The sequence below is a fragment of the Microbacterium sp. bgisy207 genome (genome assembly GCF_057706855.1).
Genome location: NZ_JBYIPB010000005.1, coordinates 210,387 through 234,580, shown reverse-complemented (window position 1 = coordinate 234,580; position 24,194 = coordinate 210,387). Strand labels below are relative to the sequence as shown.

31 protein-coding genes are annotated in these 24,194 nt (G+C 68.9%); 14 read left to right on the top strand and 17 right to left on the bottom strand.

Annotated elements, in window-relative coordinates; translation table 11 throughout:
* The 3 genes from AC3ENO_RS06845 to AC3ENO_RS06835 form a co-directional block, all read right to left on the bottom strand.
* A partial coding sequence (locus tag AC3ENO_RS06845; protein WP_434969892.1) for a hypothetical protein occupies positions 1-255 on the bottom strand: 255 nt, incomplete at its 3' end.
* Between the two features lie 360 nt (positions 256-615).
* Positions 616-1,041 (bottom strand): type II toxin-antitoxin system VapC family toxin, encoded by a 426-nt coding sequence (locus AC3ENO_RS06840; protein WP_434969891.1) that lies wholly within the window; start codon positions 1,039-1,041, stop codon positions 616-618.
* Positions 1,038-1,271 carry a FitA-like ribbon-helix-helix domain-containing protein gene (locus AC3ENO_RS06835; protein WP_434969890.1) on the bottom strand — a complete coding sequence of 78 codons (234 nt, stop codon included), beginning with the start codon at positions 1,269-1,271 and terminating at the stop codon, positions 1,038-1,040. The genes AC3ENO_RS06840 and AC3ENO_RS06835 overlap by 4 nt, the downstream gene beginning before the upstream one ends.
* 120 nt (positions 1,272-1,391) lie before the next feature.
* Between AC3ENO_RS06835 and AC3ENO_RS06830 the strand changes: the two genes are divergently transcribed.
* Positions 1,392-1,613 (top strand): ribbon-helix-helix domain-containing protein, encoded by a 222-nt coding sequence (locus AC3ENO_RS06830; RefSeq protein ID WP_434969889.1) that lies wholly within the window; start codon positions 1,392-1,394, stop codon positions 1,611-1,613.
* On the top strand, positions 1,610-1,978 hold the full coding sequence (locus tag AC3ENO_RS06825; RefSeq protein WP_434969888.1) for a type II toxin-antitoxin system PemK/MazF family toxin: 369 nt from the start codon (positions 1,610-1,612) through the stop codon (positions 1,976-1,978). Before AC3ENO_RS06830 ends, AC3ENO_RS06825 begins: the two co-directional genes overlap by 4 nt.
* 8 nt (positions 1,979-1,986) lie before the next feature.
* Here the strand turns inward: AC3ENO_RS06825 and AC3ENO_RS06820 are convergent, their stop codons facing one another.
* The 3 genes from AC3ENO_RS06820 to AC3ENO_RS06810 are packed head-to-tail and all read right to left on the bottom strand — an operon-like array spanning position 1,987 to position 3,250.
* The gene (locus tag AC3ENO_RS06820; RefSeq protein ID WP_434969887.1) at positions 1,987-2,247 is read right to left on the bottom strand and encodes a type II toxin-antitoxin system RelE family toxin; all 261 of its coding nucleotides are present in this window, start codon (positions 2,245-2,247) and stop codon (positions 1,987-1,989) included.
* Positions 2,244-2,507 carry a type II toxin-antitoxin system Phd/YefM family antitoxin gene (locus AC3ENO_RS06815; protein WP_434969886.1) on the bottom strand — a complete coding sequence of 88 codons (264 nt, stop codon included), beginning with the start codon at positions 2,505-2,507 and terminating at the stop codon, positions 2,244-2,246. Before AC3ENO_RS06815 ends, AC3ENO_RS06820 begins: the two co-directional genes overlap by 4 nt.
* A gap of 59 nt (positions 2,508-2,566) precedes the next feature.
* Positions 2,567-3,250 carry a hypothetical protein gene (locus AC3ENO_RS06810; protein WP_434969885.1) on the bottom strand — a complete coding sequence of 228 codons (684 nt, stop codon included), beginning with the start codon at positions 3,248-3,250 and terminating at the stop codon, positions 2,567-2,569.
* A 354-nt stretch (positions 3,251-3,604) separates the two neighbouring features.
* On the opposite strand from AC3ENO_RS06810, the gene AC3ENO_RS06805 reads away from it, so the two are divergent.
* Positions 3,605-5,173 (top strand): HNH endonuclease signature motif containing protein, encoded by a 1,569-nt coding sequence (locus tag AC3ENO_RS06805; protein ID WP_434969884.1) that lies wholly within the window; start codon positions 3,605-3,607, stop codon positions 5,171-5,173.
* A 176-nt stretch (positions 5,174-5,349) separates the two neighbouring features.
* Here AC3ENO_RS06805 and AC3ENO_RS06800 read toward each other — a convergent pair whose 3' ends face one another.
* Entirely contained in the window at positions 5,350-6,102 is a 753-nt protein-coding gene (locus AC3ENO_RS06800) for a YqjF family protein (protein WP_434969883.1), read from the bottom strand.
* Between the two features lie 119 nt (positions 6,103-6,221).
* Between AC3ENO_RS06800 and AC3ENO_RS06795 the strand changes: the two genes are divergently transcribed.
* The 3 genes from AC3ENO_RS06795 to AC3ENO_RS06785 all read left to right on the top strand — a co-directional run bounded on the left by AC3ENO_RS06795 (position 6,222) and on the right by AC3ENO_RS06785 (position 7,980).
* Complete coding sequence (locus tag AC3ENO_RS06795; protein WP_434969882.1) at positions 6,222-6,893, top strand: Type 1 glutamine amidotransferase-like domain-containing protein; 672 nt, start codon at positions 6,222-6,224, stop codon at positions 6,891-6,893.
* Positions 6,894-7,134: 241 nt separating this feature from the next.
* The gene (locus tag AC3ENO_RS06790) at positions 7,135-7,503 is read left to right on the top strand and encodes a hypothetical protein (protein ID WP_434969881.1); all 369 of its coding nucleotides are present in this window, start codon (positions 7,135-7,137) and stop codon (positions 7,501-7,503) included.
* A gap of 24 nt (positions 7,504-7,527) precedes the next feature.
* The gene (locus AC3ENO_RS06785) at positions 7,528-7,980 is read left to right on the top strand and encodes a helix-turn-helix domain-containing protein (RefSeq protein ID WP_434969880.1); all 453 of its coding nucleotides are present in this window, start codon (positions 7,528-7,530) and stop codon (positions 7,978-7,980) included.
* A 59-nt stretch (positions 7,981-8,039) separates the two neighbouring features.
* On the opposite strand, the gene AC3ENO_RS06780 is transcribed toward AC3ENO_RS06785, so the two are convergent.
* Positions 8,040-8,774, bottom strand: coding sequence for a phosphotransferase (locus AC3ENO_RS06780; protein ID WP_434969879.1), 735 nt, complete (start codon positions 8,772-8,774; stop codon positions 8,040-8,042).
* A gap of 96 nt (positions 8,775-8,870) precedes the next feature.
* On the opposite strand from AC3ENO_RS06780, the gene AC3ENO_RS06775 reads away from it, so the two are divergent.
* Together AC3ENO_RS06775 and AC3ENO_RS06770 are read left to right on the top strand one after the other, a co-directional pair.
* The gene (locus AC3ENO_RS06775) at positions 8,871-9,134 is read left to right on the top strand and encodes a type II toxin-antitoxin system Phd/YefM family antitoxin (protein ID WP_434969878.1); all 264 of its coding nucleotides are present in this window, start codon (positions 8,871-8,873) and stop codon (positions 9,132-9,134) included.
* 12 nt (positions 9,135-9,146) lie between these two features.
* Positions 9,147-9,572 carry a type II toxin-antitoxin system VapC family toxin gene (locus AC3ENO_RS06770; RefSeq protein WP_434969902.1) on the top strand — a complete coding sequence of 142 codons (426 nt, stop codon included), beginning with the start codon at positions 9,147-9,149 and terminating at the stop codon, positions 9,570-9,572.
* Positions 9,573-9,617: 45 nt separating this feature from the next.
* Here AC3ENO_RS06770 and AC3ENO_RS06765 read toward each other — a convergent pair whose 3' ends face one another.
* The 7 genes from AC3ENO_RS06765 to AC3ENO_RS06735 form a co-directional block, all read right to left on the bottom strand.
* Positions 9,618-9,788 (bottom strand): hypothetical protein, encoded by a 171-nt coding sequence (locus AC3ENO_RS06765; RefSeq protein WP_434969877.1) that lies wholly within the window; start codon positions 9,786-9,788, stop codon positions 9,618-9,620.
* A gap of 75 nt (positions 9,789-9,863) precedes the next feature.
* Positions 9,864-10,511 carry a DUF6226 family protein gene (locus tag AC3ENO_RS06760; RefSeq protein WP_434969876.1) on the bottom strand — a complete coding sequence of 216 codons (648 nt, stop codon included), beginning with the start codon at positions 10,509-10,511 and terminating at the stop codon, positions 9,864-9,866.
* A gap of 45 nt (positions 10,512-10,556) precedes the next feature.
* Positions 10,557-10,712 (bottom strand): hypothetical protein, encoded by a 156-nt coding sequence (locus AC3ENO_RS06755; protein ID WP_434969875.1) that lies wholly within the window; start codon positions 10,710-10,712, stop codon positions 10,557-10,559.
* Positions 10,709-11,221: a DUF2243 domain-containing protein gene (locus AC3ENO_RS06750; RefSeq protein WP_434969874.1), complete on the bottom strand. Its 513-nt coding sequence runs from the start codon at positions 11,219-11,221 to the stop codon at positions 10,709-10,711. The genes AC3ENO_RS06755 and AC3ENO_RS06750 overlap by 4 nt, the downstream gene beginning before the upstream one ends.
* Before the next feature lie 2 nt (positions 11,222-11,223).
* Positions 11,224-12,081 (bottom strand): cytochrome c oxidase assembly protein, encoded by an 858-nt coding sequence (locus tag AC3ENO_RS06745; protein WP_434969873.1) that lies wholly within the window; start codon positions 12,079-12,081, stop codon positions 11,224-11,226.
* Positions 12,082-12,232: 151 nt separating this feature from the next.
* Positions 12,233-12,721 (bottom strand): SRPBCC family protein, encoded by a 489-nt coding sequence (locus AC3ENO_RS06740; RefSeq protein WP_434969872.1) that lies wholly within the window; start codon positions 12,719-12,721, stop codon positions 12,233-12,235.
* Complete coding sequence (locus tag AC3ENO_RS06735) at positions 12,714-13,076, bottom strand: ArsR/SmtB family transcription factor (RefSeq protein WP_434969871.1); 363 nt, start codon at positions 13,074-13,076, stop codon at positions 12,714-12,716. Before AC3ENO_RS06735 ends, AC3ENO_RS06740 begins: the two co-directional genes overlap by 8 nt.
* Positions 13,077-13,430: 354 nt before the next feature.
* Here AC3ENO_RS06735 and helR point away from each other — a divergent pair, with 354 nt between their 5' ends.
* From helR to AC3ENO_RS06715, 4 genes are all read left to right on the top strand, one after another.
* The gene (gene helR / locus AC3ENO_RS06730) at positions 13,431-15,686 is read left to right on the top strand and encodes an RNA polymerase recycling motor ATPase HelR (RefSeq protein WP_434969870.1); all 2,256 of its coding nucleotides are present in this window, start codon (positions 13,431-13,433) and stop codon (positions 15,684-15,686) included.
* A 158-nt stretch (positions 15,687-15,844) separates the two neighbouring features.
* Positions 15,845-16,870: an isopenicillin N synthase family dioxygenase gene (locus AC3ENO_RS06725; protein WP_434969869.1), complete on the top strand. Its 1,026-nt coding sequence runs from the start codon at positions 15,845-15,847 to the stop codon at positions 16,868-16,870.
* A 168-nt stretch (positions 16,871-17,038) separates the two neighbouring features.
* The gene (locus tag AC3ENO_RS06720; RefSeq protein WP_434969868.1) at positions 17,039-18,022 is read left to right on the top strand and encodes a PLP-dependent cysteine synthase family protein; all 984 of its coding nucleotides are present in this window, start codon (positions 17,039-17,041) and stop codon (positions 18,020-18,022) included.
* Positions 18,023-18,065: 43 nt separating this feature from the next.
* Positions 18,066-19,220 carry a cystathionine gamma-synthase gene (locus AC3ENO_RS06715; protein WP_434969867.1) on the top strand — a complete coding sequence of 385 codons (1,155 nt, stop codon included), beginning with the start codon at positions 18,066-18,068 and terminating at the stop codon, positions 19,218-19,220.
* A 21-nt stretch (positions 19,221-19,241) separates the two neighbouring features.
* On the opposite strand, the gene AC3ENO_RS06710 is transcribed toward AC3ENO_RS06715, so the two are convergent.
* Positions 19,242-20,213, bottom strand: a complete 972-nt coding sequence (locus AC3ENO_RS06710; RefSeq protein ID WP_434969866.1) for a hypothetical protein — start codon at positions 20,211-20,213, stop codon at positions 19,242-19,244.
* Between the two features lie 212 nt (positions 20,214-20,425).
* Here AC3ENO_RS06710 and AC3ENO_RS06705 point away from each other — a divergent pair, with 212 nt between their 5' ends.
* Both AC3ENO_RS06705 and AC3ENO_RS06700 read left to right on the top strand, forming a co-directional pair.
* A complete protein-coding gene (locus tag AC3ENO_RS06705; protein ID WP_434969865.1) occupies positions 20,426-20,893 on the top strand; it encodes a hypothetical protein in 468 nt (155 codons plus the stop codon).
* Positions 20,890-21,426, top strand: a complete 537-nt coding sequence (locus tag AC3ENO_RS06700; RefSeq protein ID WP_434969864.1) for a hypothetical protein — start codon at positions 20,890-20,892, stop codon at positions 21,424-21,426. Before AC3ENO_RS06705 ends, AC3ENO_RS06700 begins: the two co-directional genes overlap by 4 nt.
* Here the strand turns inward: AC3ENO_RS06700 and AC3ENO_RS06695 are convergent.
* Entirely contained in the window at positions 21,407-24,142 is a 2,736-nt protein-coding gene (locus AC3ENO_RS06695) for a helix-turn-helix transcriptional regulator (protein WP_434969863.1), read from the bottom strand. The two genes, AC3ENO_RS06700 and AC3ENO_RS06695, sit on opposite strands and share 20 nt — an antisense overlap.
* Between the last annotated feature and the right edge of the window lie 52 nt (positions 24,143-24,194).

Sequence of the window (24,194 nt, the reverse complement as noted above, 5' to 3'; positions counted from 1 at the left end):
AAAGGCCGACGCCCCCTGCTGCAGGCACTGCTCCACCCAGGCCCGTGCGGCTTCGAGGAGTTTGCGCTGTGCACCGTCGGAAGACACCCAGGTATTGGGAAGCGCATCGGCGATCGCCGACTGGAGTTCAAGCCGGCCCGCGGCGTAACGGCGCGTTGCTTCGGCGTGAAGCTCGTCGCCCGGGTATGCCTCGAGAGCTTTCTTGCCATCCGCGGTTACCGCCCACCGTCCGGAGCCGTCGGGGTGCTTACGCAACCAGCCCGCCGCGACCAGGTCGGCACTCGACCACCGCCAGTCACTCTCGCCCCGGGGCCTGCCGCGCTGACCGACCTCAGATTCGTGTTCTGTGAGGGGGACGCGCTCTTGAACCGCCGCCCAAATCTCTGCGATCGGCAGATAATCATCGACTGCACCACGCTCACTCAGGTACTCGAGCGATGCACGTGCTCTCGCTGCCCTCCGAACATTCGTGTCTGCAACCACGACTAGCCCTCCGCTCGACAACGATGCTCTGCCAGCCTACGGGCGCTCACCGGCCGATCTGAGTCAACAAGCGCCGACCGGTGGCGCGGCTCAGTTCTCTTGCGCGACAGCTCGAACTCTAGGGTGACGTCCCTACAAAAACACCTCGACGCGGGCGGCCACGCCAGGGACGTTCCCGAGCCGAGAGTCACAGGTCAGGAGCGTGGCGCCCGTGAGTTCGGCAAGTGCCAGGTATCCGGCGTCGTAGGTTGTCGCGTTCGCCCGGAGCTGCCATGCCCGATCCGCGAGAAGGTGCCACGGCCACAGGTCGATCGGGAACTGCGCGAAGATGCCGCGCGCGGCATCCGCTTGCGCGGTGGAGATGCGGCCACCCCGCTCGAGGCCACGCAGTGCACTGTCTACCTCAGTCGGCAGGAGGTGCGGCGCCAGAAGTGTCGCGTCGGCGAGACGGGCCGCGATGCGGTCGCCGATGTCGCCCCCTGACGCGATCATGGCCACGACCGCCGACGCGTCGAGCACCACGAGAGCGGATGCCGCGCTGTCGGCATCCGTTGTCACCGACGCCCCTCGTGGACAGCGGCGACGATCTCGTCCGCCGTGAGCGCGGGATTCAAGCTGGCGCCCAGTCGCGCTCGCACCGCTGCTTCGGCCGCGCTTGGCGTGCTTGCGATGCGGAGGAACTCTGCGCTCAGGAACTCCTGCAGCGACCTGCCCGACCGCGCCGCGCGGGCAGCGAGCTCGTCGCGCACCTCATCGGGAACGTTGCGAATCGTGATGTTGACCGGCATGGCACCAGTGTAAACACGTACGCCTGCATTCTGCATGCACTCTTCCCCTGCCGTGTTCGCGTCGTCACGGTTCCCCAGCTCGCGCCGCCTGCGATCTTGCTACTTCGGTAGCGTCAAAGAATGGTGCATGTGGAAGTCAGCTTCAGCCTCAGCACCGATGACCTCGCGTTCCTCGATGACCAGACCCGAGCCGGCGTCTACTCCAGTCGGTCCGCGGCGGTGCAAGACGCCGTGCGGGTGCTGCGCGAAGAACGACTCGCGGATGCCTACGTCGCCGCCTTCGCCGAACCTGCCGATGATGCGTGGGATGCGGCATCCGCTGACGGACTCGCGCGGTCGTGACCGATCCTGTCCGCGCGCTGCGACGCGGTCACGTCGTGCTCGTCGACCTCGATCCAGCCGTCGGATCTGAAGCCGCGCGAACTCGCCCGGCCGTCGTTGTCAGCAACGCGACAGCGAACCTCAGTGCGGCGCGCACCGGACACGGGGTTGCCACAGTCGTTCCGGTGACCTCGAATATCTCGAAGGTGCATCCGTTTCAGGTGCTTCTCTCGCCGGAAGAATCGGGACTCCCCCGGCCCAGCAAAGCCCAGGCCGAACAGGTACGCGCAGTGTCGATTTCGCGTGTGAGCCGTGTCACCGGCCGCCTCACCGCTGAGTCGCTCGGCGCTCTCGATGACGCGTTGCGGCTTCGCCTATCTTTGTGACGGACTCGCTATCGGTCGTAGACCTCGCGGCGGTGGCCGGCGCGAACGACCGTGACCACCAGCTCACTGTCGAACACGTCGTAAATCACCCGGTAGTCGCCGACTCGGATCCGCCAGGCAGTATCTTCCCCAGCGAGCTTCTTCGCCCCGTGGGGCCGGGGATCACCAGTCAGATTCGCAATTGCATCAAGGACCCGATCGCGTGCCGGCCGCGGGAGCTTCTTGATCTGACGCGCTGCCGCCGTGGTCAGTTCTACGCGGTAGCTCACGACGCGAGGTCGGCACGCAACTCATCAAGGGTCACGCGGGTGCCGTCATCCTCGGCCTTGGCCTGCCGGTAGGCCGCAACATCCTGGGCCATCTCGAACGCTTCGAGAGCCTCGAGGTCGGCCACGCTCACGACCACAGCCGCGAGCTTGCCGTTGCGGGTCACTCCGATGCGCTCGCCCGCGTACATTGCGCGTCCGAGCACGTCAGAAAGCTGACTGCGCAGCTCACGCGTCGAGACCTCAGTCGTGACGGAGTCCATGCGGACATTGTAGCACTTAGCGTCATTGTGTACACAGGAACGCTTTGCTGCTGCCCGGCTCAGCCCGGCCAGAGGGTCGCAAGCACGAGCGCGGCGGGCGCGAGAGGGAGGACCCATCCGAGGATCGCGTCGGTGCGGCATCCGTCTGTCCGCTCGGGATCACGGCGGGCACGCCATCCGGTCACGACCCACACGGCTGCCGAGGCCGCCAGCACCAGCAGCGTCACGACGCGAACGGATGCCGCGACCTCGAAGCCTGCCAGGGGTGTCGTGATCTGCGCGAACGCAATCACACCCCACGGCACGATGGCGACCGCGGATCCGAGGGCGAAGGCGGGACCACCGAAGCGGCCGGTCGCGGCGCGGTGGTCGTGGACGATGAGGAAAAGCGCACCGGCCGCACCCAGCGCGTAGATCGGGACGAGACTCGTGACCTCGGTGATGCCGTTCAGCTGCGCGACGAGAAAGGTACCGACACCGGCCAGCTGCGAGTACTCGATCCAGCGCCAGGTGTGGCGGTCGGCTGCGGCATCCGTGGCGTGACGCCTGCGGACGGCAGGGACGAGCAGAAGCAGGCGCATGGCGGCGACGAACAGCAGCAGCGTCGCGATCGCTGCGCCCATCCGGATGCCGGGCACCACGACCGGCGTCGGAGTGACGACGATGATCATCCCGCCGTCGGCTGGTGCGATTCCGGGCGGCGTGAGGGTGAGGGTGATGAGGGGCGCGAAGCCCTGCTGCACGCTCGAGGCGATGAGGGCGACGGCGGCGAGGATGACGGCAGCGGCCGCGACGGCGAGGTCAGCGCGCGGGAGGGGTGGGGTGTCGATGGGCGAGGTGTCGTTGGGTGGGGTGTCGTTGGGCGGGGTGTCGTTGGGCGGGGTGTCGTTGGGCGGGGTGTCGTTGGGCGGGGTGTCGCCATGCCACTCCTCCTCGGGCCGGTTGCCACGAATGTGGGTCCCGTGACGAGCTTAGGTCGGGTCTCCGGGTGACGTCGCTTCCTCCCCAGGCGGGTGGGGAAATGACCTGTCCACAGGGAGTTTTCGGTTCTCGCCGGGGACCGGGTGAATGTCGGAGGTCGGTGAGAGAGTGAGCGTATGAACATCCTCACGGCGATGCGCGAGCGGCTTGACCGCCTCGCGGTGTTCGCTGAGCTGGATGTCGAGCCTGCGGGCCTTCCGCAGGGCGCCGCCGCGCTCAGTGACGCGTCGGTGCTGGAGGTGCTGCGGGAGGTCACGGGCATCGCAAATGATGCCGAGCGGTTGCAGTCCGTGGTCGCTGGTGTGGCCGCTCAGCGATCGAAGCGCGAGAACGGGCATTCCGGGCTCGCCGCGACCCAGGGGCACGCGTCACCGGTCGCTCTCGTGCAGTCGATCACGGGCGGCACGCGGGCTGACGCGCTGCGGCAGGTTCGGGTCGGGCAGTCGCTGCTGGATGGTGCGGCGTCGGATGCAGGCGGCTACTCCGGCAACGGCACGGATGCGGGGGCCGATAGCCACGACGCTGGCGGCCCCGGAAGTGAGGCTGAGGACACCCCGCGTACGCCGTGGCACGCGCCACTCCATTCCGCGCTGTGGGCAGGGCGGTTGACCACGGCCCAACACGATGCGATCCGCGGTGGGCTGGGCGAGCCCGACGCTGACGGCGTGGACCCGGCATCCGCCGCTCTCGCGTGGTCGGTCGCGGCCGAGACTCTCGTCGATGAGGCGGTGGCGGGGGCATCCGTCGAGGAGCTCCGCGCCCGTGCCCGGCAGTTGCGGGACATTCTCGACCCCGTCGGCGCCGAGACCCGGTTTCAGGAGCGATACGAGAAGCGGTCGCTGCGGATGTGGATCGACCAGCATGGACAGCACCACGGTCACCTGGTTCTCGATGATGAGATGGCACTGTGGTTGCGGGCGACGTTCGCCGCGGCGCTGCGTCCCCGGCGCGGCGGACCGCGGTTCATCTCCGATGCCGACCGCGCCGCAGCGAAAGAACTCTCCGACGACCCACGCAGCAACGAGCAACTCGAGTACGACCTGTTCGTCGACCTCATCCGGGCCGGAGCGCTCGCGAACGCCGCCGATGTCTTCGGGGCACGTCAACCCGGGGTACGGATCGTCATGGTCGGCGATGCGAGCGGACCACGGGATCCGATCGGGCGACTCCTCACGACCGGGCACGCCGAAGACGGCGGGGATGCCCTCCCCGGATCTGTGGTCGACCGCAACATCTGCATGAACGGAACCGTGACCGTCACCATCGACTCCGGCGGCAACCCGCTCGATGTCGGACACGAACAGCGCCTCTTCACGACGAAGCAGAAGATCGCGCTGGCCGTTCGCGACGGCGGATGCATCGGTGAGGGATGCTCCATGCCCGCGTCGTACTGCGAAGCACACCACATCGACCACGTCGCCACTGAGAATGGCCGAACCGACATCGACCGCGGGGTACTGCTCTGCCGCTTTCATCACATGCAGCTGCACAACAACGGATGGAAGATCATCCGCGAGGGGCACGGCGCGTTCGTTCTGGTTCCACCCGCAGGCCATCTGGGGCCCCGCGGCGAACCGGCTAGCCCGCGTGTGTTGCGAACGAAAGCGCCGTGGGCGTGGGCATGGGACCCACCGCCCCCACCCGACAGACCACCCTGGCGCGAGGCAAGGCCTCCGGGTAGATGAGTCTCTTGATCGGCAGCTCGAAGAGCCCATCCGCACCCAGCTGGATGCACGGAACTCGGACGCATCCGTCTGCCCGTCCGAGGCTGCCCAGGCAGCGAACCCGCGGCCGGCGCCCTGAGAACCCCTCCCAGCAGAACGGTGTCGGGCCGGCACAGCGGCGACGCCCGGGCCGGCCTTCAGCGCACCCGCACGGGAGCCGCGAACTGCGTGACGAAGCCCGGGTGATCCATCGGCATCGCCAGCACCGAGTCGGGCCGGCGCCCCGCGAGATCTCCGAATCCCCGGTCGGCCAGAAGCCCATCACGGATGCCGAGCAGCTCCGCCCGCCGCAACGGCCAGGGCTCGTGCGTATTGGCGGCCCAAATCGTCCGTCCGAGATGGCGCTCATGAAAGCCCCACCGCGCCGTGAGAAAGCGCGAGAGCTCATCATCCACAACCTCGTCGCCAACCCGAACCCGCAGCCGCGTGCCGGGGCCACGCGCCGCACCGTCGGCTCGGCGGCGCCGGGAACGATACTCAACGGTCGCGGCATCCTCGGCATCCACGCGGTGGCCGATACTCGCCCACCGGTAGGGCAGCCCGAACAGCGCGTGAGCCGTCAGCACGGGGATGAGATGCTCGGCCTCGAGAGTCAGGAACACCACCCCGCGCCGACCCTCATCGTCGATGCCATAGGTGCGGACGTTGATCTCGTTGAAGGTCCCGAGAAACGGCACCGGCGGGGCGGGGAGGAACTGGAACTTCGACAGCACAAACGGAACGAGCCCGATCCAGCCCGAGCCGTCGAACTCGTCCGGGCGCACCCCGGGCGGCAGCAGCGGCGCCAACCGCGCGGCATCCACGCGCCAATGCAGAAAGACCGCCCGCGACCACCGCTGGGCGATGACCGCCGGCCGCGGCAACGGCGGGGCGTGGCGCGAGGGGATCATGACTCCATTCTCCCCTCGGAGGGGCCGGCGCTCCCCCTCACTCTTGACAACGCCCCTGCGATCTGGCGTGCTGAGGAGGCCACACCCTCGCCGACAAACCCCGCCCACAAGGAGACACGATGCGACTGCTGTTGACCGGCGGAGGAGTGACCAATCCGAGCATCCGGGCCGCGCTCGTCGACCTGCTGGGCAAACCGATCGAAGACTCGACGGCGCTGTGTATTCCGACTGCGATGTACGGGCATCCGTGGCTCGGACCGGGCGTTAAGGCGTGGGAGTTCGCCGCGGGCCGCGAGCCCGGCAACCCGATGGTCTCACTCGGCTGGAAGTCTGTGGGGCTGCTCGAGCTGACGGCCCTGCCGAGCCTTCCGGACGAGCGATGGATGCCGCAGGTGCGCGACGCCGACGCGCTGCTCGTCGCAGGCGGCGACGCGATCTACCTGCACCACTGGTTGCGCGAGTCACGAATGCTGGACCTCCTCGACGACCTCCACGACACCGTCTGGGTCGGCATGAGCGCCGGCAGCATGGTCCTGACGCCCCGCATCGGCGAGGAGTTCGTCGGCTGGACCTCACCGCTCGGCGACCGCGGACTCAGCCTCGTCGACTTCGCGATCTGTCCACATCTCGCCGTCGGCGATCGTCCCGGCAACTCGATGGAGGTCGCCGAGAGGTGGGCATCCAAGATCGACATCCCTGCCTATGTCATGGATGACGAGACAGCGATCGTCGTCGACAGCGACCGGGTCGAGGTCGTCTCGGAAGGCGTCTGGCACCGGCTCAATGGCTGATACCCGGTTCGCGAGACGGTTGAGCCCCTCGCCATGTCGTTATCTGATCTGAAAACCTCTGGCATGGATGATGGGATGCCATCCCTCCCGCAGGGCCTGAGCGAAGTGCTCGAGTCCGCTGCGCGACTCCAGGCCCAGGTGCCGGACGCGGTTCTCTATGGCGGAGCGGCCACGGCTCTCTATGCACGCCACCGGATGTCGACCGATCACGATCCGCACGCGGCCGCTCGAAGTGCAGTCCGTGACCGTGCCCACCGGCTCCACCATCACCGTTCCGACCCTCGACGAGATCGCGCGCATCAAGGGCTTCCTCATTGTCACGCGCAACCAGATGCGCGACTACCTCGACGTTGCCGCGCTGTCGTACCGCTTCGGACCCGAGCGAATCGGCGCCGTGCTTTCTCGGATCGACGACTACTACACCGACCCGACTCACCCGGAAGACCGGCCCGTGCAATCGCAACTGGCCAGACAACTGATCGATCCCTCACCGAAAGACCACACCCGTATCCGCGATCTGGCCACCGATAAGCAGCTCGAGCGGCGCTGGCACGACTGGGAGAACGTCGTCGCCGACTGCCGTGCTCTGGCCGCCTACGTCGCCGCCTGATCAGAGAGCTGCAAGGAGCAGAGGATGCCGCTTCGATTCCGCAACATCGATGCCACCCCCGACTTGCCCGTGCGCGAGTGGGGTTTCGAGGGCATCCTCGCCGCGCTCGACCGCGGCTATGCGTCCCCCTGGTCGCGGCTCGCGTCGGCCGTCGCCTCCGAACCGGGTCTGCGGGAGGTGTTCGAAGAAGCGGCTGAGGCCGCGGAGTCTCGCCAGACCGTGGCACTGGTACGCGTGATGATCGCCCACCGGCAACGGACGGCATCCGAGATCGCCCGCGAACGGCTCCGATCTGCGCAGCGAGCGAGCGGGCTCACGCAGCGAGAACTCGCGGCCGCCCTCGGGACGTCCGCAAGCCGGCTGAGCACCTACCTGAGCGGGCGCGTCACGCCCGCCATGGATGTGCTGGTCGCAGCAGAAGAGCTCGCGGACCGAGAGATCGCTCTTCGCAACAGCCGCGAACTCGTTCTGCGGTAGCCGTTGCCGGCGTGTGAAAGATCGGTAGCGGTCGTATCGGTGCTGTCGCGAGTCGCGCGTCAGGTCGCGTTCCAGAGGGCTCGGTAGTACTGCATCCGTTCCGGGTCGGGGTCGATGCCGTACGCGGCGAGCAGCGCGTCCTCCCACCCGGGGCCGTAGTTCCACTCCAGGCTCATACCGGCCACCGCGATGTCGGCCCACCGGTCTCCGACGCCGAGGGAACCGAGATCGACGTGACCGCACCAGGTGCCGGCATCCGTCATGAGCGTGTTCGGCGCGCACGCGTCGCCGTGGCACACCACGAGGCGATCGACCGGCGGCGGCTCGAGCAGAGCATCGGGCAGACGGATGCCGCGCGCTGCTGCGTTCGCGAGACGCTCGGGCACATCCCACCGGAAGGGACACTCCGCCACCGGCAGCGACTCGTGCATCGCGCGCAGGCCCTCACCGATCGCCCGCACCGCCCTCGCCGGGTCGGCGAGCCACCGCGGGGACACGGCACTCTCCCCCCGCACCCCCTCGGTCACGAGCCACTCGTGCGTGGTGTCACGGCCAGCCTCGAGTGCTCGCGGCACCGGGGTATAGCGCGCCGCCCACCGCAGGCGCTCCGCCTCGCCTGCCGCCGACCACTCTGGGTTGTGCGGGTGGAGCTTGATGAAACGGATGCCGCCCGCATCCGTGGCCCGAAACGTCACGCCGCCGTAGTCGTTGATCCACACCGGGGTGAGCTCGGCGGCGCCGGCGAGCGCGCGGACCTTCGCCGGGACCGGGAGATCGGGCGCGGGAATCGACACGGTTCACCGAACCATTCGCACGGAACTCACCAGCGGCATCCCGTCATCCTGCCGGAGCAGGGCGCGCAAAGTCACCAGTGTGGCTACAATAACGACATGAAAAGCGCCACTATCGGCATCCGGGAACTGCGCGACGGTCTCAGCCGGCACCTCGCGGACGTTCGCGCAGGGTCGGAGCTCACCGTCACCGATCACGGGCGTCCGATCGCGCGGATCGTGCCGATCGGTGCGGAATCGGGGCTCGAGGCCCTTGTGCGCGCAGGACTGGCGACGCTCCCCCTCACGCCGCGCGCGGAACTGCCTGAGCCCGTGGAGGCATCCGGAACCGTGAGCGACCTCGTCACCGACCAGCGCCGCTGAGCTTCCGTGACGATGCTCGCGTACTTCGACACCTCGGCGCTCGTTCCCCTCATCATCCGCGAACCGGCAACCTCGCGCTGCCGCACGGTCTGGAGCGCCGCCACCGGCATCGTCACGAGCGACCTCGCCTACGTCGAGGCGCACGCGGCACTCGCGCAGGCGCACCGGCTCGGTCGCATCACGGATGCCGCGCTCGATCGCGCCGTCGCCGTCTTCGAGTCGCTGTGGTCCGGCATCGCGCGGGTCGCCGTCAGCGAGACGATCCTCCGCGACGCCGCTCGACTCACGCGCACTCACGCGTTGCGCGGATACGACGCCGTCCACGCGGCCAGCGCACTGGCCTCGGCATCCGAGGACTTCGTCGCCGTCTCGGGCGACACAGCGCTGCTGCGCGCCTGGAGCACGATCGGGATCGCGACGGTCGACTCCACCCCGTGAGGCCGGCGGCTCACGGACTCGGCCGCGGGTTCAGCGCGGGGACGCCTAGCCCTGTGCCAGGCGCAGCGCCTTCTCGGTGAAGTAGGTGACCTCGCCGTCGGCATCCTCGACGCCGATCACGAACTTTCCTGCGGGCGTGGCTCGGACGTCGAGGACGGTGCCGGATCCGCGCGACATAACGACGTCCGCGCCGGGCGTGAAGATGCTCTCACTCATACGCCCGAGTCTGCGCTCTCGCGGGGCGGCGCGCATCCCCCGTGCGACGGAGATGGTGCGCCGTCGGCATCCGCCTTACGAAATGTCTGCGACGCGCGGCCACGGGGCCCAGCCGTCGGGCCGGATGCGCAGGATCGGCTTCGCGGCTTTGACACGATCGGCGGGCAGTTCGGCGGCGCGGACTCGCCCCGAGGTGCTGCCGTCCGGATAGGTGAGTGCGAACTCGACCTGGGGGCGCAGTCCGCCGTCGATGCTCTCGCGGTAGCGTCCGCCGACGACGGCGAAGATCTGGCGCTCGAGCTCGTCGGCTTCGCTCTCCCAGCTCGAATCGCAAGCGTCGCAGCCGCACGACGGATAGAAGAAGTCGTGCAGGAGGCCTGCATGCATGAGGATGCCGGGGTACGACGTGTACACGAACGTGATCGCGGCGCATCCCGCATCGCTCGGCTGCAGTCGCACCGCTCGCACGATCTCTCCGTTCGGACGCAGCAGATCGGCCGCCGCGTCCACGCTGTCGAAGACGCGGACGTCGTAGGTAGCGACCAGATGAGTGATGAGCGCGTCGGCGACGGTGTGGAGTGGCGCGAAGCGCTCCGGATGCGTGTCCACCGAGTACGTCTCGGACGGGGGCAGCCCCTGCCACCGCCGGCCGTAGTCGATGACCTCGCCGTCGGCGTCGCGGAACACCGGAGCATCGATCCTCGGGCGCACGTAGGAGCTCATCCCGCCATCCTCCCCCGCGGGAGTGGTCCGAGGGCTTGCGTCACCTCATTCACGGAGTGAACTGTCGATCATGACCGAACCTCGTACCGCGGGTGTCATCACCGCCCGCTGGTGGATCGGCTTCGTGATCGCGATCGCCGTCGGCATCCCGGGAGCGGTCTGGGCGCTGTCTCCCAACGGCGACCAGACCATCGGCTTCATCGGGACCCTTCCGGCGGCCGCATACGTGGTCGTGACCATCGTCCGGTTGCGCGGCGTACGAGCACGACGGTCCAGATGAGGCCGGCGACCAGCAGCAGACCGCCGGCGACATTCCAGGCGATGTCGTACGGCAGCAGCTCGACCCCGTATCGGATCTGATGCAGGCGCAGAACCTTGTGGTCGATGACGCCATCCCAGAGCTGGAACAGCCCGAGGCCGACTAGGAAACCGGCCCAACCGGCTGCGGGCCAGAACGTGCCGCGACGGCGCGCGTCGAGCATGAGGAAGAACCCGAACACGAAGATGAACAGCTCGGCAGCATGCAACAACCCGTCGGAAAGCAGCGCGATGTCTGAGGTGGCGTTGTCGTAGAAGTGATGCCAAGCAAGGATCTGGTGGAAGACGATCTCATCGATCGCCGCCATCGTCGCGATTCCGAGCAGAAACGCCGCCCAATACGACCGGTTGCGTAACGGCGAACTCGTCGCACGGCCTGCAGTGTTGATCACGATCACGTTCCCTTCGCGGTTGTCTCCCTGGATTGCGCGGAGAGCGACCCAGGATGCGGCGATGCCGCTGCCGGTGTCCTGTGAAGCCTTCGGCCGGTGACGCGATACCAGTCCGCGCACAGCAGCACGATCAACAGGACGTCGACGAGGTCACCGCCGTAGAACATCAGTTGGGCGCCCGCGCGGGCATCGGCGACAGCGACACCCGGCGGCGGATAGGCATAGAGCAGCTTCGCGAGCACGCCGTGGGCTGCCAGGGACAGCACGAGCACGATCGACCGCAGGGCGAACCCGGCGCGGTGCGGGGAAGGATCGACCGCCACCAACGACGCGGTGTACAGATACCCGGCGAGCAGGAAGTGCAGCATCACCGCCCCATGCACCAGCATGACCTGCTGCATGAGCCCGTACAGCGGTGTGAGATACAGCACCCACATCCCGCCGACGTTCAGCAGTGCCGCCACAGGCGGATCGGTCAAGACGCGCATGAGCGGGCTGCGCAGCATCCGGCTCACCCGCCGCGCCGGCACGACGCTCATGCTCCGTAGAGCCAGCGTCACCGGAGCGGCAAGCACCAGAAGCAGCGGCGCCACCATGCCCACCAGCAGGTGCGCGCCCATATGAGCGGTGAAGCTGTCGTGCGCAGCGGACGCGAGCGGGCCGATGAAACCGGATGCCGCAGCCGACAGGCCTCCGATCCACAGGATGCTGCGGTACCACGGCCAGGCCCGGCCGCGCCGACTCGCTCTGACCGCCGCAGCGACGTAGACCACAGCGGCCATGAGGAACGGCGCAGCCAGGATCCAGCTGACCGCGATGCCGTCCGCGCCGCCGTGCACGTGCTCGCCGGCCACTGCCACGGCCCCTCCTCCCCCGCCTCAGGAAACGGACACGTCCCCGCCTCGGGAAACGCCACGTCGGTGCACGTTAGCGACGTGTGTTCGGCAGGGGCATGGGGTTGACCGTTGCCCGTTTCATACGCAGTGCCCGACTGGCGGGGCATCCGCACCGCTACCCCTCGACGTGCGCGGCCAGGTGAGCCAGGGTCTGGGCACCGCCCTCGACGGCGTGGTACTCCTCGACGGCGGTGTCGCGCAGCTGCTTCGTCGGGAAGACAGTCGACAGGGTCACTCGCGTCTGTCCGTCTACCTCATCGAACGTGACCACCGAATCGAACGCGTTCGGGTCGCCGGCGTGTTCGCCGTGCAGCAGCACGATGCGCTCGGGCGCGACGATCTCGCGCCACTGGATCCACTCGGCATAGTCGGCGCCATCCGGACCGTGCATCGTGAACACCCACTCACCGCCCTCACGGAACTCGAACGCTCGCGTCGAGGTGGTGAAGCCGTCTGGACCCCACCACGCCGACAGGTGATCGACGGTCGTGAAGGCCTCGAAGACGACCTCCCGCGGTGCGTGGATCATCCGCTCTATCGTCACCGTCCGCTCTGCCTCGGGCTCGGTCGGCCGCTCCGGGTGCGTCGCTGGCAGCTCAGTCATCGGTGTCTCCCTCGTCTGTGGATGCATGGTGTTGCGTGAGTCGCTGGACGTAGGCATCCAGCCGATCGAAGCTGCCGTTCCAGAACCGCTCGAATCCGCCGGTCCACTCGTGGACGGGGCGCAGGCCGCGAGCGTCGAGACCATAGAGGCGTTGCTTTCCTACCTCGCGCACCTGGACCAGTCCCACCTCCCGCAGCACGCGCAGGTGCTTGGAGGTCTGCGGCTGGGTCATGCGGAGGTGCTCCGCGAGGTCGGCGACGGGCCGCTCGCCGTCGCGCAGCAGGGTCAGGATGTCGCGACGCCGTGGTTCAGCGATCGCGTTGAACGCGTCGGATGTTGTCGCAGCTCGTGCCATAGCTTCATCATATGCCCATATGGGCAGGTATGCGCAACGTGCTCTGACGGCGGCGCGAAACGAGAGACACGACACCGATATCGATCGAGGCGTACTGCCGTGCCGGTTCTGCGCAGGCACCTGCACAACCGAAAGCACCAGGATCCTGGGCGCGCGAACGGCCGGGTCCGTCGGACCATCACGGCGCGGGTCGGGCGGGGCGGGGATCGCCACACGACCGCGGCGCCGTTCCCGCTGCCCTTCTCATTATCCCGCGCACAGGGGGGCTTGCCGCAAGGCCCCCTCGGTGCGGCAGAATCGCAGGTCGCGCGGGAATTCTCGGCGTAGGGCTCGCGGCTGGTGAAGGGAACTGAGATGCCGACACGGAACGCACCCGTGAGCGTGTTCGATCTGCCGGGACGGCTGCACCGGAAGGCCGACCCTGCGCTCATCGGACGGGACGCCGAGCACTTCGCCGCGCTCGGCGCCGCCCTCACCGCCGAGGTCGAACGCACCGAGAGCAGGCTCGCGGCGCTGCAGCGCGAAACGGCAGGCGACGGTCAGCGCGCCCTCGAACGCGACCTCGAGGTGCAGAACCTCGCGGGGCGACTGCGCGTGCTTCGGCGGTTCGGCCTCGACGCGTGCATCGGCCGCACGGTCGACCAGACGGGAACCGTCACCTACATCGGGCGCTTCGGCCTCGCGGATGCCGCGGAGGAGCGTCTGCTCATGGATTGGCGAGCTCCGGCATCCGCCCCCTTCTTCGCGGCGACTGCCGCCAGGCCCCAGGGGCTGACCAGCCGCAGGCGCTACCGGTGGCGCGCGGGGCGCATCATCGACTACTGGGACGAGGTGTTCGCCGACGACGGGCTCGACCACAGTGCCGCGCTCGACGATCAGTCGGCATTCATCGCGAGTCTCGGCGCGAGTCGGTCGGCGAAGATGCGTGATGTGCTCGCGACGATCCAGACAGACCAGGATGCGATCATCCGGGCCGACTCCCGTGGCGCTCTCGTCGTCGACGGCGGGCCGGGGACGGGCAAGACCGTCGTCGCGCTGCACCGCGCCGCCTACCTGCTCTACGCCGACGCGCGGATGCAGGCCGGAGGCGGCGGGCTGCTGTTCGTCGGGCCGCACCGCCCCTACGTCGAGTACGTCGACGACGTGCTGCCGAGCCTCGGCGAAGACGGCGCGCTCGTCTGTGCCGTAAACGACCTGGTCGGCGGGGGTGCGGTGACCCATCAGGCCGGCCGGTATGCCGCGACCGATCGGCTCGATCCCGTCATCCGTCGGCTGCTCGGCGACGGTCGCATGATCGACGCCGTGGATGCCGCGGTGCGCCTGTGGCAACGAGCACCCACGCGCCGCACACCGATCGAAACCGCGTGGGGAACGATCGTGGTCGGCGCCGACGAGTGGGCCGAGATCTTCGACGGAGCTGACGTCCTCGCGCACAATGCCCTCCGCACCCTCGCGTGGGAGCGACTGCTCGACCTGCTCGAGGAGCGCATCGACGAGGAGCTGCGCCGGCCCCGCGGCTCGTCCGACACGTGGGGCGAGGGGTGGGGGGACGCATCAGATCCTCAGGACGACTTCGATGCGTACGGCTCCGGATGGGAGGAGGACGAGTCCACCCGCGAGGTGCTCGAGAACGACGACGAGCTACGCGCCCTCTTCGACGCGGCCTGGCCCCTGCTCGACCCCGACGCTCTGCTGCGAGGCCTACTCACGACACCCGAGCTGTTGCGACGCTGCGCTCCCTGGCTCTCGCCCGACGAGATCGCCGCGCTCGTGGCTCGCGGGACGCCCGCAGCCTGGACCGTCGATGACCTTCCACTGCTCGACAGCGCACGTCAGGGCGTCGGCGACCCGCAGCGCGACGTGCTCGAGCGGCGGGCGCGCCGGGAAGCGGCTGAAGCGCAGCGCATGATGTCTGATGTCGTGGCCGACCTCATCGCGGCCGACGACGGAGACATGCGGATCATGTCGATGCTGCGCGGGCAAGACCTGCGTCGCACGCTCGAGCTGCCCGCGGCATCCGACCTCGACCCGTTCGCCGGGCCGTTCGCGCATATCGTCGTGGACGAGGCGCAGGAACTCACCGATGCGCAGTGGCGCATGCTGCTACGGCGCTGTCCGTCGGGGAGCCTCACGATCGTCGGCGACCGCGCCCAGGCCCGCCGGGGCTTCGCCGAGTCATGGACCGAGCGGCTGGCGAGGGTGGGGATCGCGCGGACGCGCGTCGCGTCGCTGAGCGTGAACTACCGCACGCCCGGTGAGGTGATGGATGCCGCCGCTCCCGTGATCCGCGCCGTTCTCCCCGACGCGAACGTACCGGAATCGATCCGCCGCACCGGCGTGCCCGTCCGGTTCGGCGCGCGCGGCGAGCTCGGGGCGATCATCGACAGGTGGGAGCACGACAACGCCGAAGGGACGGCGGTCGTGATCGGTGATCCGTCATTCGCGCCGCGCGAGCGGGTGTCCTCCCTCGACCCGGAACGGGTCAAGGGACTCGAGTTCGACCTCGTCGTGCTCGTCGACCCCGACCGGTTCGGCGATGGCATCGAGGGCGCCGTCGATCGGTATGTCGCGATGACGCGCGCGACGCAGCGGCTCGTCATCCTCACGTGACGAGCTGGTGGCCCGCCCGCCCGCACCCTGACCGGGATGAAACAACCGCCCCTCGCCGCGTCGCGCAGGGACGCCGACACGCCCCTGTGTCGACGCACTTCGTCATCTAAGCGACACACAGAACCCGGCATCCGCGCTGCTCGCTTACCGTCGTCGTCATGACCGACTCCCCCGTTCCCGTCCTCGACCTCTCGAACCTGGATGCCGGACCGGCGGCGGCCGCGCAGTTCCGCGCGGATCTTCGCCAGGCAACCCATGAGGTCGGGTTCTTCGCCCTCGTCGGCCACGGGGCCTCTCCCGCGCTCCAGGATCGGCTCCTCGCGACATCCCGCGCGTTCTTCGCCCTTCCGGATGCCGACAAACTCGCCATCGAGAACCTGAAGTCCCCGCAGTTCCACGGCTACACGCGCCTGGGCGGCGAACTCACGCAAGGACGGGTCGACTGGCGGGAACAGATCGACATCGGACCGGGCCGCGAGGCCGTCACGCGGGGGCCGGATGACCCCGCCTACATCGCGCTCGACGGCCCCAACCAGTGGCCTGAGGCTCTACCCGAGTTGCGGGAGGTCATCGATGAGTGGACCGCCCACCTCACCACGGTAGGGCGTCGACTCCTCACCGCCTGGGCCGAATCGCTCGGCGCGGATCCGCGCGCGCTGCTCCCCCTGTTCGATGACGCCCCCGCGACCCTGCTGAAGATCGTGCGGTATCCCGGCGTCCCCGACTCTGCGCCGTCGCGCCAGGGTGTCGGCAGCCACAAAGACCCGGGCGTGCTCACCCTGCTCTGGATCGAACCGGGCAGCCCCGGTCTGCAGGTCGAGTACCGCGGCGAGTGGGTCGACGTTCCGCCCGTCGATGGCGCCCTCATCGTCAACATCGGTGAATTGCTCGAATGGGCCACCGACGGATACCTGCGCGCCACCGTGCATCGCGTCATCGCGCCGGCAGAAGGTGCCGAACGTATCTCGGTTCCGTTCTTCTTCAATCCGCGACTGGATGCCGAACTGCCCCGCCTGCCGATCGCCGAGCAGTTCCGCGCTGCAGCGCGAGGGATCGAACAGGACCCCGACAATGTCATCCGCGGCACGTACGGCGAGAACCTGCTCAAGTCGCGCCTGCGCGCGCACCCCGACGTCGCGGCGATCCACTACCCGGACCTCGTCGGAGCGGCAGCGGCGGTGTGAGAGGCGTTCATGTCGTCATATGACGACATGAACACGACGACCGTGCCATAGCCGGGCATAATCGACGGCATGTCCCTGACGTGTCGGTGTTGTCGCTAGCGCTTCTGCGCCTGCTTGACGACCCCCGACCATCGCGCCTCCGCGCGCTCCCACACTTCAGGACACCCCGTGCGCTACGCCGCTTCGGTTGCTGACCTCATCGGCAACACTCCCCTCGTTCGCCTCACCTCCGTCACCGACGGCATCCGGGCCACCGTGCTCGCGAAGGTCGAGTACCTCAACCCCGGCGGCTCCGCGAAGGACCGCATCGCCGCCCGCATGATCGACGCCGCCGAAGCCGCTGGCCTCCTGCGGCCCGGCGGCACGATCATCGAACCGACCAGCGGCAACACCGGTGTCGGCCTGGCCCTGGTCGCCCAGCAACGCGGCTACCGCATGATCTTCGTGGTGCCCGACAAGTTCGCCGGCGACAAGGTCGCGACCCTGCGCGCCTACGGCGCCGAGGTCGTCGAGGTCCCGGCATCCGTCCCCCCCGAGCATCCCGACTCGTACTACTCGGTCTCGGACCGCCTCGCCCGCGAGATTCCCGGCGCCGTCAAGCCCGATCAGTTCGCCAACCCCGCCGCTCCCCGTAGCCACTACGAGACCACCGGTCCCGAGATCTGGCGCGACACCGACGGCCAGGTCACGCACTTCGTCGCCGGAGTCGGCACCGGCGGGACGATCTCCGGGGCCGGCGGCTACCTGAAGGAAGCCTCCGCGGGCCGGGTGCGCGTCATCGGAGCGGACCCCGAGGGGTCGATCTACTCCGGCGGTCCGGTCCACGGGTACCTCGTCGAAGGGGTGGGTGAGGACTTCTTCCCACCGAACTACGACCCGACCGTCGTCGACGAGTTCCACCGGGTGTCGGATGCCGAGTCCTTCGCCATGACCCGCCGTCTGGCCCGTGAAGAAGGCCTCCTCGTGGGCGGCTCCAGCGGGATGGCCGTCGTCGCCGCCCTCCGCGCCGCCAGCGATCTACCCGCCGACGCGGTCGTCGTCGTGCTGCTGCCCGACAGTGGGCGCAGCTACCTCGACAAGATCTTCGACGACGAGTGGATCGCCGCTCGCGTTCCCGAGGTCCTCGACCACGAGCCTGCGCGCACCGTGTGACGACGCATACCAGCCATCCCTCCCCCGTCCCTCTGGAGTTCCTATGACCACGTCCGCCGCCCGCCAGTTCGACTCCCTCGCCGTCCACGCCGGTCAGGATCCGGATGCCACGACCGGCGCCGTCATCCCGCCCGTGCACTTCTCGTCGACCTACGCGCAGGACGGCATCGGCACCCTGCGCGACGGGTACGAGTACGGGCGTGCCGGCAACCCGACCCGCACGGCGCTCGAACGCCAGCTCGCCGCGATCGAGGGCGGCGCGTTCGGACTCTCGTTCGCCTCGGGCCTGGCAGCCGAAGACGCCCTGCTGCGCGCCGTCCTGTCCCCCGGCGATGAGGTCCTCATCGGAAACGACGCCTACGGCGGCACGTACCGACTCATCTCCCGACTGCTGGGCCCGTGGGGCGTCAGCGTGCGAGTCGCCGACCTCAGCGATCCCGCCGCCGTCGAGGTCGCTCTGGCCGAAAGAGCCCCGCGCGTCGTGTGGGTCGAAACGCCCAGCAACCCGCTGCTGCGCGTCACGGACATCGCCTCGCTCGCGCAATCCGCGCACGCGGCGGGGGCGATCGTCGTCGTCGACAACACGTTCGCGACTCCCGCCCTCCAGCGACCTCTCGCGCTGGGGGCCGACGTGGTCGTCCACTCGACGACCAAGTACCTCGGCGGTCACTCCGACGTCGTCGGCGGCGCCGTCATCACCTCGGATGCCGAGATCCACGAGCAGACACGGTTCCTGCAGTTCGCCGCGGGTGCCGTCTCGGGGCCGCTGGATGCCTGGCTGACCACCCGCGGGATCAAGACGCTCGGCATCCGGATGCAGCGACACAGCCAGAACGCACAGCGCATCGCTGACACCTTTGCACACGACGCGCGGGTCGCCCGCGTCTTCTACCCGGGCCTGACCTCGCACCCCGGTCACGAGATCGCGGCGGAGCAGATGTCGGGATTCGGCGGGATCGTCTCGCTCGAACTGGAATCGGGTGAGCGAGCCCGGCGCTTCGCCGAGTCGACCCGCCTGTTCACGCTCGCGGAATCGCTCGGCGGTGTCGAATCGCTCGTGAACTACCCCGACGCCATGACGCATGCATCAGTGCGCGGCACCGAACTGGCTGTGCCCGAGACGATCGTGCGACTCTCGGTCGGCATCGAAGCGATCGACGATCTGCTCGACGACATCGATCGCGCCCTGGACGCATAGCCGCCGGGGTGAACCGCGTAGCTACGGAGCCCACTCGTCGCTGTTCCTGTTCCCGTTCCCGTTCCCGTTCCCGTCGGGGACGATGGCGACCAGCGCGATCTCGCTCTCCGACCACCCGCGCGACTGGAGTTCCGCACGCAGCACGCGACTGAACGCCTGCCTCGAGCTCACCCCGGTGGTGACCTCATGCCCGGATGCTGCGTCGGCACCGATCGCCTCGCAGGCGTCCCTGAGATCCGCGTCCAGCCGTGACGCCGTTGCGCCTCCGAACGCGGCACGCAGGTCCGCACCTCCGGGCAGGCTCACGAGCCAGCCGTTCACGCGATACCCGGACTCCGGGTGGGGCGTCGACGGTCCACCGTGGGGGCCGAGCGCGGCCGCCATCCGGATGACTGCCACCCCGGTCGCCGCGACGGCCGCGATACCGACCGCGGTGGTCGGATAGATCGAGAAGACTGCCCGATACAGGGGCGAGTCCATCCCGAACGCGAGCCCGACGACGATGCGTCCGAGCGAGAAGGCGGCGTATCCCACATACACGACCAGGAGAATCGTCGCACCGACCATGCCTGCCACGGGCGCCACGCGCGTCTCGCGCGCCGTGAGCACGCACAGCAGCAGCAGCGCCGACACCTTGACGAGCACAGCATCCGGATTCCCCACGAGCGCCGTGGTCAACGCGACGACGACGACAGCGGAGGCGACCACGACGATCCCAGTGCGCAGCCTCCCCGACAACGCCCGCAACGCCAAGAGAATCCCGCCGGGCGCGAGCACCATGAAGACGTCGCCGACGACCAGGGCCAGCACGGTAGTGGTTGTCTCGTAGATCGCGTACATGAGGGTCGACCCCACCGCCGAGATCCCGGCCCCGATGCTCAACCGAGCGAACACCTGCGCCCGTCCGCCGGAACCGACCCGGGTCAGCGTGAAGGCGATGACCGCGCCCGCGGCAGCGAGGCAGATCACCAGGAGACTCCAGATCCAGGCCATGCTCTCCCGCCCGAGGCTTCGCGAAGGACACTCGACTCACATACCTGGGTTCATCCTAAGGATCCAGGGTGAACGGCGAGGGTGAAGGCGAGGGTGAGCGGGCCACATCCGGTCGCGGGGCCGGGAGCCGGTAGGTAGTCGTTACTCATTGCCGCGGCTCAGCCACCGCGCGAACATGTCAACGTCCTCTGTCCCCTCCCCTGGAGACCCCCATGCCCCGCACCCGCGCTGCCCTTCTCGTTCCCACTCTCGGACTTGCATCCGTTCTGCTCTTGAGCGGCTGCATGCCATCGGTCAGCGACATCGTCGAGGACGCCACCGGTGTCTCCGTCGATGAGACCGGGGCCACCATCGAGACAGACGAGGGCACCGTCGAGGTCTCGACCAACGCGGAGGTCCCGGCGGACTTCCCGGCCGAGCTGCCCCAGCCCGACGGCCAGCTCGTGGGTGTCATCACGACTCCCGGATCCTGGAATCTCACGTACGAAGGGGTGGAGGCGGACGCTGTCGATCAGATGATCGCCACCATCGCCGGTTCGGGGTATGAGCTGGTCACCGACGGCACAACCGCCGACGGGCGCATGGCCTCCTACCAGAACGACCAGTGGGTCGTCACCGTGATCTGGGATGGCGCCGAGGGCGGGAGCAAGGCTCTGATCTACGGGGTGACGACGCGATGATGCTGCACCGTCGCCCGCGTTCCGTATTCGCCGCGCTCGCCCTCGTCCCGGCCCTGCTACTGGTCGGGTGCGCGGCTTCGGATGCCGACCCCCTCTCCACCCCGACCGACGTCGCGCTCGATGTGGCGGCGGATGATTCGACGGATGCCGAGGCCTCGACGGCTCCCGCGGCGGAAGCGGCCTCCACTGAGGGCGAGCTCATCCCGGTTCCCGACGGCATGCCCGATGTCCCCCTCTACGGCTGCGAAGAAGAAGTCGACGCCTCGGTGAGCGAGACCGAGTTCGACACGCAGTGGGTGTGGGAGTTCGTGTGCCGCACGCCCGACCCGTTCTGGCGCACGGTCGACGGGATCGCCGCCAGCGCCGGATGGACGAACACGGTCGACCAGCGCAGCGGGAACGAAGACTTCCTCACCGAGAACGTGCACTACATCGCCGATATCGGTGGCGTCGCGGGAGACGTCGATCTCAGGGCATTCGGTTCCGCGGACGACCTGGAGGTGACGTACACCGTCACCCTCGCGAAGCCGTAGCGGAGTCCTTCAGAGCCGGATCGAGCGTAGCCGGAAGCAGTCCGGTCTCGATGAGCGCGGCGCGAAGCTCGTCTCGCGACGAGACGCCGAGCTTTCGGTAGACCGACTGCAGGTGGTTGTCGATCGTGCGCGATGACACCCCGAACCGCTCCGCGATCTCCCGGCTTCGCGCGCGCCCCGCAGCCGCGATCGCGACCTCGCGCTCTCGCGGCGAAACCAGCGGGACCTCCCGCACCTGCAGGAGTGGGGCGTCCACGCCGTCTGCGGCCATCATGGCGACGCGGTCCAGCCGATGGCGGGTTTCGGCATCCGACCGCATCCGCCGGGCGATCGCCACCGCATCCAGCGCGGTCGGCGCCATGCCGCCCGCCACGAGGGCCGCAGCAGCAGCCGGCACACGGGCCGGCATCCGGTCCCGCAGCGCCACGGCGACATCGCGCAGGGCCGTGTAGAGACGCAGCGAGGCGGGGACCTGTTCGCAGATCGCCTCGAGTATCGACGCGGCCCGGTCGACCCGGTCGATCCGGATGCAGACTCCCAACGAGATCGCCGCGACCAGATGGAATCCCACGGCGACCGCCTGCTCGGCAGCATCCTCGATCAGCGCCGCCGCGCGTACCGCGTCACCGTTCGCGTACGAGAGCCACGCCTCGCATTCCGCGACCATCATGAGGGCCTTGGGCTCTGCGCGCTGCGCCGGGTCCATCGCATCCAGGAGCGCTCGTGCACCGGCGAGGTCACCCGACTTCGCCGTGAGGTCGGCACGGATGGCAAGAGCCAGCGGCATGATCGCGAACGGGTCACGCCACCGCAGCTGGTCGACGGCGAGAGCGCACAGCCGCCGGGCCTCGGTGAGCCGGCCGTTGTAGCTGCGGTGCTCGGCGACGGTGCTCGTCCAGATGCCCGCGCCCTCGCCTGCCGTCGCCCGGCGGGCCTCCGCGAACTCGACGGCCCGCTCATGCTCGCCACGGGAGAGGAGATCGAAGTAGGTTTCGAACCCGATCATCGCCGCCGCGAACGGGTCGAGGACGCCGTATTTCGCCTGCGCCTCGGCAAGCAGCGACGCCGCCTCGACGGCGGATGCCGTGCGGCCGTTCATCGACTCGGTCATGATCGACGCCACCGCGCCGCGCACGAGCATCTCCGGCGACTCCTCGCCGCCCTCGCCATCGCTCGTGTGATCGTGGCTCCGCTCCCCCATCTGCCCGACCAGCCCGCGCCACAGGCGCAACTCCGGATCCAGCGCGGCCCCGACGCTCGGGGGTGCGACAGCCTGGAGTTCCTCGGCAGCTCGGATCGCTGCCGCGACATCGAACCGGCGGAACGCGAGATGCTCGCCGCGGCGACTGGCCAGCAGCGCACGATCGCTCCAGCTCACAGCCTCAGCCGAGACGTCGGTCGAGCTCGCGCTCGCACCCGCCGCCGGCTCGTCGGCGTTGGGTGCTGATTCGGCGGCCGCGAGGGCGGCGTCGAACGCGGCGTCGGCCGCCTCGAGTTCACCCACACTCGACTTCGCGCAGGCGAGCACCAGATGAGCGCGGAACAGCTGGGCATTCCCCGACGCCACGCGCGCCGCGTGCAGCGCGAGCGCGGCGGCATGCTCGAAGTCGGCCGAGCGGAAGGCGTGATCGGCCGCCCACACAAGGTCGGCGGCATCCGGGTCGTCCTCCCCCGCCGAGTGCAGCACGATCGCCTTGAACCGGCTGGTGGGATCGCCAAGAGCCGCCAGATGCCGGATGGCATGCTCACGGGCCCCGGCTGTGTCGTCGCCGATCGTCTCCAGCGCTTCCGAGAGCAGCGGGTGGGCAACACGCACCGCTCGTGATCCGGCCTCCCGCACGAGCACACCGCGAGCGATGAGCGCATCGAACACCCGCCTGGGCCAGGGCACACTCCGGTCGTGCGAATCGAGGCCGTCAAGATCGAGCGGTTGGGTCACCGACACGAACCGCAGCGCCCCACGCTCATCAGCGTCCAGGGAAGCGACAGCGGCACCGATGGTCTGCAGCAGATCGGGAGGTGTCTGCCCATCGTCGATCTCGACCACGCCGTCCGTGATCCGCACGGCACCGTCGCGGTCGGCGGTCTCGACAAGCATCCGCAGGTACAGGGGGTTGCCTTCGGTCCGACCGGCGAGCCGCATTGCATCCGCGCGGCGCCCGGCGGCTCCGAAGCGGTGGCGCAGCAACTCCTGGATGTCGTCGACCGCAAGTCCGCCGACCTGACGCTCCTGGGCGAACCCTTCGAGCAGGAGCTTGGCAAGCGGGCCCGGAAGCGCCTCGCCGAGGCGAGCTGTTGCGATCATCGGCACACCGAATCCGCGCACGAGCTGATACACGACCGCAGCCGACACCTCGTCCAGACGCGGCGCGTCGTCCACGACAAGCAGATGGTCACCGGGATGGCGTCCGATGCGGGAGACGACAGCGGGAACGGCCTGTGCGGGGTCGACCGGGAGCTCCAGCGCCGTCAGCACCGGCGAAAACGCGGCCAAGGGCACCGCGCCCAGTTCGGCCAGCGCGATGACCGACACGACGCGGCGGTCCGGCATCCGTTCGGCCACGAGCGTCGCAAGGGCCGTCTTCCCGATGCCCGGTGGCCCGATGAGGATCTGGGCCCGAACGGGGAGCTCACTGAGCCGTCCGACGAGCATGTCGATCTCCGGCTCTCGCCCGACGAGGGGCCATACGCTCTCCCGCGTCGGCGCAGCTTTCACGAGAATCTATAGTGGCACCGCTCCGGCGATGCGGGCGCGGCACCCGGACCAC